This window comes from Pseudoalteromonas sp. MelDa3, from assembly GCF_002863625.1.
Taxonomy (GTDB): domain Bacteria; phylum Pseudomonadota; class Gammaproteobacteria; order Enterobacterales; family Alteromonadaceae; genus Pseudoalteromonas; species Pseudoalteromonas arctica.
Genome location: NZ_PJBR01000022.1, coordinates 1 through 12,624, shown reverse-complemented (window position 1 = coordinate 12,624; position 12,624 = coordinate 1). Strand labels below are relative to the sequence as shown.

Annotated in this window: 10 protein-coding genes; 7 read left to right on the top strand and 3 right to left on the bottom strand. The window is 40.4% G+C overall.

Annotated features, from left to right (window positions below; genetic code table 11):
• Positions 1–97: 97 nt before the first annotated feature.
• The gene (locus tag CXF89_RS06640) at positions 98–841 is read left to right on the top strand and encodes a nuclear transport factor 2 family protein (RefSeq protein ID WP_007583507.1); all 744 of its coding nucleotides are present in this window, start codon (positions 98–100) and stop codon (positions 839–841) included.
• Positions 842–850: 9 nt separating this feature from the next.
• Complete coding sequence (locus CXF89_RS06635; protein ID WP_121954142.1) at positions 851–1,171, top strand: hypothetical protein; 321 nt, start codon at positions 851–853, stop codon at positions 1,169–1,171.
• 496 nt (positions 1,172–1,667) lie between these two features.
• Here the strand turns inward: CXF89_RS06635 and hemH are convergent, their stop codons facing one another.
• A complete protein-coding gene (hemH, locus tag CXF89_RS06630) occupies positions 1,668–2,687 on the bottom strand; it encodes a ferrochelatase (RefSeq protein WP_121954141.1) in 1,020 nt (339 codons plus the stop codon).
• A 74-nt stretch (positions 2,688–2,761) separates the two neighbouring features.
• On the bottom strand, positions 2,762–4,090 hold the full coding sequence (locus CXF89_RS06625; RefSeq protein ID WP_121954140.1) for a response regulator c-di-GMP phosphodiesterase, NosR family: 1,329 nt from the start codon (positions 4,088–4,090) through the stop codon (positions 2,762–2,764).
• A 200-nt stretch (positions 4,091–4,290) separates the two neighbouring features.
• On the opposite strand from CXF89_RS06625, the gene CXF89_RS06620 reads away from it, so the two are divergent.
• The 3 genes from CXF89_RS06620 (at position 4,291) to arfA (ending at position 8,454) form a co-directional block, all read left to right on the top strand.
• Complete coding sequence (locus CXF89_RS06620) at positions 4,291–5,244, top strand: sensor histidine kinase (RefSeq protein WP_121954139.1); 954 nt, start codon at positions 4,291–4,293, stop codon at positions 5,242–5,244.
• Positions 5,245–5,497: 253 nt separating this feature from the next.
• The gene (locus tag CXF89_RS06615) at positions 5,498–8,038 is read left to right on the top strand and encodes a TonB-dependent receptor plug domain-containing protein (protein WP_101216801.1); all 2,541 of its coding nucleotides are present in this window, start codon (positions 5,498–5,500) and stop codon (positions 8,036–8,038) included.
• 215 nt (positions 8,039–8,253) lie between these two features.
• Positions 8,254–8,454: a ribosome alternative rescue factor ArfA gene (arfA, locus tag CXF89_RS06610; RefSeq protein ID WP_002963106.1), complete on the top strand. Its 201-nt coding sequence runs from the start codon at positions 8,254–8,256 to the stop codon at positions 8,452–8,454.
• Positions 8,455–9,118: 664 nt separating this feature from the next.
• On the opposite strand, the gene CXF89_RS06605 is transcribed toward arfA, so the two are convergent.
• On the bottom strand, positions 9,119–10,099 hold the full coding sequence (locus CXF89_RS06605) for a helix-turn-helix domain-containing protein (protein ID WP_121954138.1): 981 nt from the start codon (positions 10,097–10,099) through the stop codon (positions 9,119–9,121).
• Between the two features lie 220 nt (positions 10,100–10,319).
• On the opposite strand from CXF89_RS06605, the gene CXF89_RS06600 reads away from it, so the two are divergent.
• Both CXF89_RS06600 and eutC read left to right on the top strand, forming a co-directional pair.
• Positions 10,320–11,726, top strand: a complete 1,407-nt coding sequence (locus tag CXF89_RS06600; RefSeq protein ID WP_024594012.1) for an ethanolamine ammonia-lyase subunit EutB — start codon at positions 10,320–10,322, stop codon at positions 11,724–11,726.
• Positions 11,723–12,610 (top strand): ethanolamine ammonia-lyase subunit EutC, encoded by an 888-nt coding sequence (gene eutC / locus CXF89_RS06595; protein WP_121954137.1) that lies wholly within the window; start codon positions 11,723–11,725, stop codon positions 12,608–12,610. Before CXF89_RS06600 ends, eutC begins: the two co-directional genes overlap by 4 nt.
• Positions 12,611–12,624: the final 14 nt, after the last annotated feature.

The following is a 12,624-nucleotide window of genomic DNA, read 5'->3' as shown; positions in this document are numbered from 1 at the left end:
TTCGCCTTATTATTGTGCTATTTTCTTGACGCTATAATAGATCGCTTATTTAATGTAATTGGTATTACACGTGTTTAGTGTTCATTTTAGGAAAGTTATGAAACCGTTATCTATTATTTTTGCCTCGTTAATTACCACCGTTGCGCTTATTACTTACGCCGCAGAACAAAGCGAGCCTGAGCAAAAAGAGCAGCAAGTTGAAGCTCAAGCAAACGCTGAAAAACCAAAAGTTGAAGATGAGCAATCAGTAACTCAAGTCAAAGCTGACGACAAAGTAAATACGCTTGAATACAAAGCACCTGAGCTTAAAAAGCCAACAATTGATGCGACTAAACCAGACGATTCAAAGGTATTGGGTAACGAGCAGATTAAACCTACTGAAAAACCTAAAAATAAAATAGAAAAAGCAGTGGCTGTAGCCGAAGCTGAAAAAGCAGTTACGCAAGCAAAAGAAGCGCTGACAGTTAAGCAACAAACAAAAGCTAAGCAATCGCGCGAATCACTTGCGGTAGTAGAGCAGTTAGTTAAAGCATATAACGCACGTAACATTGAAGAGTTTCTTCGTGTGTATGCCGAAGATGTTGAGTTTTATATTTTCCCTAATGAGCTATTATTTAAAGGTAAAGAAAAACTAATAGAACGTTATGGGCTAATGTTTAAAAAGTTAAAGTGTATTCACTCATCACCAATTAAGCGCATAGTGCACGGTGATATAGTGATTGATCACGAACTATCAGAAACCTGCTCAACTGACGAAAAGGTAGTTGATAAACGCTCAGAACTGATTTCGAGTTACCAAATTAAAGATGGAAAAATAGTACGCGTACTGTTTTTTAGATAAAGGCTTTATATGCAAATAAATGACGACAAAAAAATTCGCTTAATGTATCGCATTGAGCCCGGTTGCCTTGGCCCTGAGGGTGCTGAGCATGTTGAAGATTTTTGTCGTTTTGCAAATAAACATATTAAGTCACCATTTTATGGCCAATTTGTATTTTTACCTCGTTACGATAAAGCCATAGACGAGCGACAATATAGCGTTAACAGCCGTAATTTATCACTTGCTCAGGCTCGAGCTTACTTAAAGCACTTTGATATTAATATTGAAGAATTTGAAGAACAACTCGACGAGCTCCTCACTAAAGCGATTGATTTATACTTTAAGCGATAGCGTTTAATTGCTGTTGCTTAGGTATTCTTCCCCTCCACAATGCGTTTTTATTTATTTTAATTACTATTAAAAAACTACGTTTTTACTCGCCAAAAAGCTGCGCGTCTACTGTAAACATTGCATCGAATTTGACGTAATACGTTGTTTTGTAGAGGTAGAGCTTGCTCACGTTAGAAGCGTAGCTTCTCCTTGTTTTGTGTATAGGGTTTGATACATATGTAGCTTAACAATTCTGTAAAAGCGTTGCTTTTAAACGCCAGCAAGCTGCACGTCTACAGGTGTTTATACCAAAGTTTGAGTATGACTTGTAGAGCACTTTCTTACACGAGAAGCACAGCTTTTGATTACTTACTCACCTAAAAACTACGCTTTTACATGCTGCCATGGCTGCCCCTCTACAACAAAATTTTAAAAGCCCTAAAAACAAAAAAGCGGTGTTAATTTTAACACCGCTTAATGCGAAATATGTTTAGCTATGTGCTTTAGTAAGCTTGGGTTACAACATAGGTTTTATAACATCAAACACAGCTTCTATATGGTCGTCTCTGTCGTTTAGTGCCGCTATATAACGGTATTTTTTGCCGCCTGCGTTTTCGAATATTTCACGATTTTCGCCTTCTAGCTCTTCAAGTGTTTCTAGGCAGTCGGCGCTAAAAGCAGGGCTGATAATAGCTACATCGGTAATCCCCTCATCAGGCAGGGCTTCAAGGGTTGCATCGGTATATGGCTTTAACCACTCGGCTTTACCAAATCGACTTTGAAAAGTACTAATTACTTTGTCTTTATCAAGGCCTAGTTTTTCTACAACTAAGCGCGTGGTTTGTAAACATAGGCAATGGTACGGATCGCCGCGCTCTAAAAATAGTTTAGGCATACCGTGATACGAAAAAACAATTTTTTGTGGCATACCATTCGCTTCTAAATCCTCACTAATACTATTAGCAAGTGACTCAATATAACGGGTGTTTTTATGATAGCCATTAATAAAATGCAGCTCTGGCACCCAGCGCCATTTACGCAGTACGCTTGATACAGCATCGAACGTTGAACCCGTGGTTGGGCTAGAATATTGCGGATACATTGGCAATATAATAATACGCGTTAAGCCTTTATCACGAAGCTCCTCAAGGCCGGCCTCTATTGAGGGATTGCCATAGCGCATAGCCATTACGACTTCGGTATTGGTATAACCTTGCTCTTTTAATAAGGTATTTAGCTTTACGCTTTGTTGGCGAGTAATGTGAGTAAGCGGTGAGCCATTTTCGGTCCATATACTTTCGTATAATTTAGCTGAACGCTTAGGGCGCACACGCAAAATAATGCCATGTAAAATTATCATCCATACTAGGCGTGGTATTTCTACAATGCGTGGATCTGATAAAAACTCACGTAAGTATATAAGAAGCGCAGCAGCTGTTGGTGCATCAGGGCTACCTAGGTTAGTAAGCAGTATTCCCGTTTTTTGGTTAAAACGCCCATCATGGGGATTGTCAGTAACCGCAGAAAATCGCGACACAGAGTGCTCCTTCAAGCAAATTCAATAATGTATTTTATGCACATTGTAACGAAAAAAACTGCCGTTTAGATCAATCATTTAGCAGTTTTAACCATAATTCTAAATGGGGCTGGTTTTTTAGATTCTAGTTGCTGCAGTTTTTCTATTGATTTGCGGCTAAACACATGACCTTTAGGCAGCAGCATTATACCCGAATGGCTGTGCAGAGCATGGCCGAGTATCATTTGATCTTTGAGTTCATGAGCATTACAAATTAGTACTGATCCTGCTGAACTTTTTTGTTCGTGTAGTTTTGCATGGCTTGCTTCAAGCGCACGAACTATTTTAGGGTGGTAAAACGAACCACTATAAAGTTTTACACTTTCGAGTGCGTCCTCGTGGCGCTGCTTTTCATCGCTTGCATTGCTCTGCTCAAACGCATCCCAATAGTCGCGCGCTAACCCTAATACCATAGCCCCTATCGGTATGTCGTTTCCGGCAAGGCCTTTGGGCATTCCATTTCCGTTAAAACGTTCAAACTGATAATAAATAGCATCCGATAAATCGTGTAAATGTATTGCTGGCATTAGCATTAATTGTGCTGTACTTGGGTGAGTATAAAAGGTCTTACGTTGTTGCTCATTTAACCGATTTAGCGGTTTTTTATAAAGTTCAGGATCCATAGCAAGCAAACCTATTTGTGCTAAATAACCCGCCATTGGGGCAAGATCGATGCTTTTTTGCGACAGGTTTAAGTAAAGCGCTATTTGTGTGCAGGTATTTGCAATATTTTGTGCTTTGTTGCCATCAAGGTAAGGGTTTGCGTTAACAAAATTATATAGCAGCTCAACGGTTGATTTGTGCTCTTGTTTTTCGCGCTCGTTGGCGTCTTCTAGCTTTTTTAAAACTTGTTTAATTTGTAAGGTACGTTTTTCTACTCGTTGCTCTAACGTGTTGTTTAGCTCAAGTAGTTCTTGGTTTTGTGCCTTAACTTGTGTTTCTAATTTTTTGTTTTGCTTTTTTAGCGCAAATTTTTCTAGGCTATCTTTAATGCTTCGAAGTAATAAGTCGTTTTGCCATGGTTTTTGAATATAACCATTTATTTGCCCTTGGTTAACAGCCGCTAGGGTTGTTTGTATATCGGCGTAACCGGTTAATAAAATGCGCTGAGTGTCGGGTGCCAGCGCACGCGCTTTTTCTAAAAACTCGGCGCCGTTCATTACTGGCATCCGCATGTCGCTAATAATTAAACCAAATTCATGATTTTTAAAAAGTGTTAATGCGTTTTGCGGATTATCGCAAACAATAACCGTTAAGCCATTTACTTCAAGTAGTCGTGTTAACGTGCGTAGTACTATTTCGTCATCATCAATACAAAGTACATCAACCTGATTCATGGGTGTGTTTGGTGTTACTTGAGTCATTGCGCCGCCTTTAAATTACTTCTGGCTAAATAATAGCTTAAAAAAACATCCGTGACCTGTTTATGCTTACCTTTTATATAGAGTAGGAGTCACCTAATGCGGTTATTATCTATAAGTAGATAAATGCTCACACTAAAGTTGCAAATTTGCATGTAGACGACTAAACGTTAAGTATAAAGTTATCTATATGGATGAAAGGAATGAATGGATCAGATGGTAATTTTGAACGTGCTTTTTTAAACGAACAAAAGCTGCGCTTGGCCGCAGAACAATTACTCAAAGATAAAAGCACCGTTTTAGTTGCCATAAATAATGAATTACAAAAAAAAGTAGCCGATTTAGAACATCAGCAAATGCTGTTTGTGCAAACCGAAAAAATGGCAACCTTAGGAACGCTTTGTGCAGGCGTAGCCCATGAAATAAATACCCCGCTTGCCTATGCAATGAGTAATATAGAAAGCTTACAAAATTCTACCCCTTTGCTTATCACGTTGCTAAAACTTAACGAGCAATACTTAAACAATGAAATTAAAGAAAGCCGTTTTAAACACGAAATCGACATACTCAATTTACAGTATCCGTATGCGTGGCTTTATAACAATTTGCAGGGACAAGTTAACGACAGCGTTGAAGGGCTCAAACGAATAAAACAAATTGTGCATGACTTATTAAACTTTGCCCACCCCTCCTCCTCGCAAGATAAACAACTAACCGATGTAACAACGGGTGCTAATAATGCTTTAAGATTATTAAGTAGCAAACTTAAATTATGCGAAATAAAAACGCGGTTTGAACCCCTACCACTTATTTGGTGTAATTTATCATCAATTAATCAAATTTTTGTAAATCTATTAATGAATGCTTGGCAAGCATGCGAGCTTGATTTAGAAAAAGGCTGCATTATTGAGGTGAATATTTTTGAACTAGACACAAATATCTGTATTGAGGTAAAAGATAATGGCTGTGGAATGAGTGAAGACACAATAGCGCATATGTTTGACCCTTTTTATACAACGAAAGAAGTTGGAGAAGGTACCGGTATGGGTATGACACTTGTATACGCTATGGTGAGCGATCATAGCGGAAAAATAGAAGTTAACAGCACATTAGGGACAGGTACGACCATCCGCTGCCTATTACCTTTAAAAGCGTAAACAAACGAGCAAAACCACAATGTAAATAAAAAGTTAATAGATCTTTTTTTGAAGTTTAATGCCCTTGCAGCATGTATTTTAATCGATTAAAGGTGGTTTTTTCTTATCTTGAATTTTATTTGCATACTTAGACCAAATATTTAGTTTTTTTCATTTCTTTTTGTTTGCATATGTTGCTAGGATGTTTGCAACAGGTTATGAGCATCATAACCACACACATATTATAAGAACACAAAAAAACAGGGTCGTCACTATGCCAACATACCGTTTAAACACACTTGCTGTAGCCGTTGCTTTCGCGTTTAGCGCACCAAGCATTGTTAACGCAGAAGAAGCACCAGTGCAAGCTGCTAAAAACATTGAGCAAATATCTGTATTAGGATCGCGTGTATCTAACCGTACTTCTACTGAGTCTTCTTCTCCTATTGATTTAATTGACGCAGATGATTTAACCAAAGGTGGCTTTACCGAGCTTGGCCAAAGCCTGCAAGCGACAGCGCCTTCATTTAACTTTTCGCGTACACAAGTATCTGACGGTTCTGATTTATTTAGACCCGCCACACTTCGTGGCTTACAGCCAGATCAAACCCTTGTATTAGTAAATGGTAAACGTCGCCATAACCAATCAATTTTTGGCCTTAACGGTACGGTTGGCGCAGGCGCTGCGGGTACCGATATGAATGCCATTCCGCTAACGGCCCTTAAAGGCGTTGAAGTATTACGCGATGGCGCAGCGGCGCAATATGGCTCTGATGCTATTGCAGGCGTAATTAACTTATCTCTTAATAACTCAACCGGTATTACAACGGGTTTTGTACAATACGGCGGCACAAGTGAAGGTGACGGCGACACTATTTCAGCAGGTTTAAACCGTGGTTTTGAATTAGGCAACGAAGGCGGCTTTATTAACCTATCGCTTGAGTACCGTGATGCCGATGGCACTAACCGCGCCGAGCGTGATACGGGTGGTTCGCTTAATGTTGAACCAGGTACGTTAAGTGAAGACGTACGCTGGGGCCAAGGTAACTCAGAAAGTGAATTTACGTCGTTATTTTACAACATGGCATTACCAATGGGCGACGGCGAGCTTTACTCGTTTGGTGGCTACTCAGAGCGCACGGCGCTGGGTAATGGTTTTTACCGTAATTTTAACGAAGCGTCTAAAAACGTAACCCAAGTATATAGCGATGGTTTTTTACCGCGCATATATAACGAAGCACAAGATATTTCAGTCGCGCTTGGTTTTAAAGGCGATATAAACACAGATTGGAATTACGATGTATCGGCTGTTTATGGTGAAAACCAATACGACTTTACATCACGCAATACATTAAACGCTTCTTACGCGGCTGAGTATTTATTTAACAACCCAAGTGCAAGCGATGCCGATATTGCAGCAAACTCAGGCCCTAGTGGCGGTTACTCAGGTGGTTTTAGATTTGATCAAACAACGGTTAACCTTGATGTAAACGGTATTGTAGATATTGGCCGTGGTGAACCTTTATATGTAACAGTAGGCGCTGAATACCGTAAAGAAAACTACGAAATAGTGCCTGGCGATGAAGCATCATACGCCTGTGGACTAGCAAATATGGATACCTCGTACCCATCAGTAAATGATCCAGACCAATTTGCACAGTGTGGTTTTCAGGCTTATAACGGCCTACGCCCTGAAGCGGCTAACGATAGCGACCGTAACAGCTACGCAGTTTATGTAGACGTAGAAACTATGATCACCGACGCATGGAACGTCAGTGGTGCGCTACGCTATGAAGATTTCTCAGATGCTGGGGATGATTTAATTGGTAAATTAGCAACACGTTATGAATTTTCAGATGACTTTGCAGTTCGTGGTGCGGTATCTACTGGTTTTAGAGCGCCATCACTTCAACAAAGTGGTTATACAGCCTTTACAACTAACTTAGGTTCAGACGGCACATTAACGCAGTCGTTCACTGCAAACACCGGTACAGCCTTCCCAAGTGCGTTAGGCGTAGATAGCTTAGAGCTTGAAACTTCAACAAACTACAGTGCTGGTTTTGTTTACGATGTAACAAGCGAGCTTTCACTAACGGTTGATTTTTACCGCGTAGAAATTGAAGACCGTATTACGCTTGGCAGCTTACTTACGGCTGACGACGTATCGTTTAGCTCAGACGCTGTAGCAGCGCTACAAGCAACGGGAGCAGTACAAGCTAATTACTTCTCAAACTCGGTTGATTCTACTACGCAAGGTGTTGATATTATTGCATCGTACCGCACTGAAGTTGAAGGCGGTAATTTAGGAGTAACCTTTGCAGGTAACCTAAACGATACTAAAATTGACGGCGTAAATGCTGAAGACGGTATTCCTGAAGCGGTTGCTTTTGATGATTTACAACGTAGCTTTTTTACCGACGGACAACCGAGCGAACGTGCAACGCTTACCTTTGACTACGAACGCGATGCCTACACATCAACCATTCGCTTTAACTACTTTGGCGAAACAGATGTAAAATACTTTGGTAACGACCATATTTCATTACCAGGTGAGCTTTCGCCAACAGGGTCGTTTAAACCAACAAGTACGGTTGAATCTGCTGTGTTAGTTGACTTAAACGTGAGCTACCAAATTAACGACATGTTTGCGCTTTCGGTGGGTGCCGATAACGTATTTGACGAAACGCCAGACGAGCTAGGCGACGACGAAGTACTTAACTTTATCACCAACGGTGCATTTAAATACCCTGTACGCGCATTGCCATACGGCTTTGACGGCAGAACGTACTATGCAAAAGTAAGCTTTAGTTTTTAATTATCTTATAAAAAAGTAAAGCAAACTAAGTAATATTAAGCGCAGTTATTAACTGCGCTTTTTTTATGCTTTTTTATTATAAAAAAGTACCTGTTGGGCATTAAAAATACTTGCGCGGTTGAAAATTAAGCCTACAATCGCCATCTCTTAAATAGGCTAATATAAAAGCCTCTTTATTATTTAACTTAAAATAACCATTAGTTGATAGGAAATATATGACTAAAAAATCTAAAGCAAAAACCGCAAACACCAGCGCGGTAGATACAGGGCGAGGCGTTATAAACCACAATGCACTAGCGGCGATGGTCACCTCTAAATTATTTAAACCACAAGTGGTTAAAGCTAAAAAAGGCAAAGGTTCGTTTAAACGCAACAACAAGCATTCAGGACAAGAGTCCTATTTAATCGCGGCTTAAATAGCACCGATCAAATAGGGCTTTTGAATATAGTAAGCGAGGTTTTATACCTCGCTTTTACTTTTAAAGCATACAAGCCACGTTACATAAGCGCGAAATAAATTCGCACCTACGGGTTTGGTGTTTGAACGATGTAGTTACATGAGCGCGAAATAAATTCGCACCTACGGGTTTGGTGTTTGCACGATGTAGGTGAGGTTTTATACCTCACTTTCACTTTTAGAGCATTAAAGCCATGTTACATGAGCGCGAAATAAATTCGCACCTACGGGTTCGGTGTTGATGTAGGTGAGGTTTTATACTTCGCTTTCACTTTTAGAGCATTTAAGCCACGTTACATTAGCGCGAAATAAATTCGCACCTACGGGTTTGGTGTTTGCACGATGTAGGTGAGGTTTTATACCTCGCTTTTACTTTTAAAGTATTAAAGCTAAATTACATAAGCGCGAAGTAAATTCGCGCCTACGGGTTTGGTGTTTGCACAATATAGGTGAGATTTTATACCTCGCTTTTACTTTTAAAGTATTAAAGCTAAATTACATAAGCGCGAAATAAATTCGCGCCTACGGGTTTGCTGTTTGCACGATGTAGGTGAGGTTTTATACCTCGCTTTCACTTTTAAAGCATTAAAGCCACGTTACATGAGCGCGAAGTAAATTCGCACCTACAAGTTTGTAGAGCACGGTGGTTTAAACTGCTGTGCTGAATTTTTAACTGTTTGTGATGGGTTTTCACCAAATAGTTGCGTGTAATCTTTAGCAAATTGTCCCGCATGCCAAAATCCCCAATTGGCTGCTATTACTGAAATTGGCTTATCTTGGTTTAATTTTTTTAGTTCCCGCCTTACATTATTTAAGCGTGTTAAACGTAAAAACCGCAAAGGGTTAATTCCTAAAATACTCTCAAAACTATACTGAAGTGTGCGCCTACTTACAAAAGCAAGCTCGCACAGCTCGGTTATGGTTATTGGGTTTTGTGGATTTGTGGCCACGTAATCTTTTACTTTATCTACTACGGCTTTTCTATGTTTATAACTTGGCGCAATATTTTGTTGTGGATTATCTGCCTGTAATAAGTGTAGTGCCAACATGTTTAGCATATCTTGTTGCGATTCGGTTTTAAGTCCAAAGCCCTTGCCTACAACCATGCTATTAATTATTTGCCTTGCCGTTTGTAATGATGAGTTGCTCACCGATAAGCGAGCTGATTGTGCAGATGACAGGTTTTTCAATGTTACGCCTTGTAGCTGCGCCATATATTCAATTGAATTCCAATCGATTACCAAACCATAAATATTAAATTGCTCAGGGGTTATCAGCTCAAAGTCATTATCACTTGTACGGCACATAAATTGATTACTTGCCACACTTAGACCATTAATCTTACTTTGCTGCGACTGACAAGGAATGCCAAGCCAAACAGAATTGGGGGCGATGTTACATTGCTGACGAAGCGCTCGCTCGGTGTATTCTTTAAACACATGAATATTGGCGTAATCTGTTTCTTCAATAAAACCATAAAAGCTGCCGTCGCTCATTTGATCGTATTTTTGCTGCCATTGAGTAAGGCTATGCGCTTGCTCGTCTATATCGTGTGTTTGCACCTTGCTCTTTAGTGGTGCGTTGTAGCTACTTTGCTGCGCCATATAGGGGATGCTCTTTTTCGTTACACTTTTATTATGGTTAAGTTAACACCGCTTTGCGTGTGTAACCAATTGAATTGGATTAATAAATAATCTTTTGCCGAAATTCGATAGTTACTTGGTACAAAATAAGCTGTCTTGTAACTATTGAAAATTGATTTATAGCTAAAGATGCAGCAAAACCTATACCAAGGTTTATCATATTAGTTATGTGGAGTAAATCATGGGGCAAGCGTACAGTTACACTTTAGGTACACACACTTATAAATTCAAGAACTTAGCCCAGTTAATGGCTAAAGCAACGCCGCAACGTTCGGGTGATCGCTTAGCGGGTGTCATTGCACAATCAGCACAAGAACGTGCTGTGGCTCAAATGACATTGGCCGATGTACCTCTTAAAACATTTTTAAATGAGGTACTTATTCCCTACGAAGATGACGAAATTACACGCTTAATTATTGACGAGCACGATGCCAATGCCTTTATGGCTATTGCACATTTAACCGTAGGTGATTTTCGTAATTGGCTTTTAAGCGACTTTGCAACACCCGCTGTACTTGCAAGTATAAGGCAAGGTATTACGCCTGAAATGGCTGCTGCTGTTAGCAAAATAATGCGCAATCAAGATCTCATATTAATTGCTAAAAAGTGCCATGTTACAAGTGCTTTTAGAAACACTATTGGCCTCCCTGGGCATTTATCTACACGTTTACAACCAAATCATCCAACTGACGATATTAACGGTATTGCTGCATGCATGCTCGATGGTCTGCTATACGGTAATGGCGATGCCGTAATAGGTATAAACCCAGCAACCGACAACGTTGCCCAGGCCATTAAATTAATGACATTAATGGATGATGTTATTCAAAAATACGCCATACCGACGCAAAGCTGTGTGCTTACACATGTTACTAACACTATTGAATGTATAGAAGCTGGCGCACCGGTTGATTTGGTATTTCAGTCGATTGGCGGCACGGAGGCTACTAACTCAAGTTTTGGTTTTAATTTAAATACCTTAGCTGAAGCGCAAGATGCCGCTTTGAGTTTAAAGCGCGGCACTGTTGGCAATAATGTGATGTATTTTGAAACTGGGCAAGGCAGTTCGCTTTCAGCAAATGCGCATCATGGGCTTGATCAGCAAACGTGTGAAGCTCGCGCTTATGCAGTTGCTCGTAAGTTTGATCCGTTACTGGTTAATACCGTGGTGGGGTTTATTGGCCCTGAATATTTGTTTGATGGTAAAGAAATTACCCGAGCAGGACTTGAGGATCACTTTTGCGCTAAGTTACTAGGCATACCGATGGGGTGCGACGTGTGTTACACCAATCATGCAGAGGCCGATCAAAACGATATGGATAATTTGCTAACGCTATTAGGTGTTGCAGGTTGCTCGTTTGTAATGGGAATACCTGGCTCTGACGATATTATGCTTAACTACCAAACTACGTCGTTTCATGATGCATTATATGTGCGTCGAGTTCTTGGCTCTAGACCCGCCCCTGAGTTTGAAGCATGGCTAAGCAAAATGAAAATTATGCAAAGCACTACCGACATCACACTTTCAGATACCTTGCCTCCCGCTTTTGCTAAACCTCTGGGTGCAATTGCTGGAGGTGGCTCATGAAATCACGTTCAAAACCGACCACTCCATTAGATAACTCAGTAAATGAGCATAAAAATAACGGTAATGTAGTGCACAACCCTTGGAGTGATTTACGGCGTTTTACCGACGCCCGTATTGGGCTTGGTCGCGCTGGTATAAGTTTGCCAACCTCAGAAATGCTGGCTTTTCAGCTATCTCATGCACAAGCGCGTGATGCGGTGAGTTTTCCGCTTGATATTAACGAAATGACTGAGCAACTAGGCAGTATTAGTGATCTAAAAGAGGTTGCCCCTCCCCTGCATTTACACAGCCAAGCCGTTGACAGGGTTACTTACCTTCAGCGACCCGATTTAGGCCGCAAACTTGATGAAAATGGTAGGCAAGTACTTCTCAGCTATATGAATAAACAAAAGCACACTGCGCAGGCTAAATACGATTTAGCGATTGTAGTGGTTGATGGACTTTCGTCGTTGGCGGTACAAAAAAATGCATACCCATTTATAACAGAGCTATTAACGCACCTTACAACAGACAAGCAATTTAAAATTGCTCCCATTACTTTGGTTGAGCAAGGGCGAGTAGCGATTGGCGACGATATAGGTGAGTTGCTAAATGCGCAGGTGGTTATGGTGTTAATAGGAGAGCGCCCAGGACTTAGTTCGCCAGATAGCCTTGGCTTGTATTTAACATGGGAGCCCAAAACAGGACTTAACGATGCATGTCGTAATTGCATATCGAATATTCGCCCTGCAGGCCTATCTTATACAGAAGCGGCGAGACGCGCACTGTACTTATTACGTGAAGCTAAAAAACTAAAACTAACTGGGGTTAATTTAAAAGACCGCACACAAGATGATGTAATTGAGCATCAGGTTTCAACCACTAACTTTTTAATTGCTGAGTAATTTTTAATTAAAAA

Coding starts and splice junctions, on each gene's coding strand:
- CXF89_RS06640 (WP_007583507.1), top strand. CDS start 98: ATGAAACCGTTATCTATTATTTTTGCCTCGTTAATTACCACCGTTGCG.
- CXF89_RS06635 (WP_121954142.1), top strand. CDS start 851: ATGCAAATAAATGACGACAAAAAAATTCGCTTAATGTATCGCATTGAG.
- CXF89_RS06625 (WP_121954140.1), bottom strand. CDS start 4,090: ATGACTCAAGTAACACCAAACACACCCATGAATCAGGTTGATGTACTT.
- CXF89_RS06620 (WP_121954139.1), top strand. CDS start 4,291: ATGAATGGATCAGATGGTAATTTTGAACGTGCTTTTTTAAACGAACAA.
- CXF89_RS06615 (WP_101216801.1), top strand. CDS start 5,498: ATGCCAACATACCGTTTAAACACACTTGCTGTAGCCGTTGCTTTCGCG.
- arfA (WP_002963106.1), top strand. CDS start 8,254: ATGACTAAAAAATCTAAAGCAAAAACCGCAAACACCAGCGCGGTAGAT.
- CXF89_RS06605 (WP_121954138.1), bottom strand. CDS start 10,099: ATGGCGCAGCAAAGTAGCTACAACGCACCACTAAAGAGCAAGGTGCAA.
- CXF89_RS06600 (WP_024594012.1), top strand. CDS start 10,320: ATGGGGCAAGCGTACAGTTACACTTTAGGTACACACACTTATAAATTC.
- eutC (WP_121954137.1), top strand. CDS start 11,723: ATGAAATCACGTTCAAAACCGACCACTCCATTAGATAACTCAGTAAAT.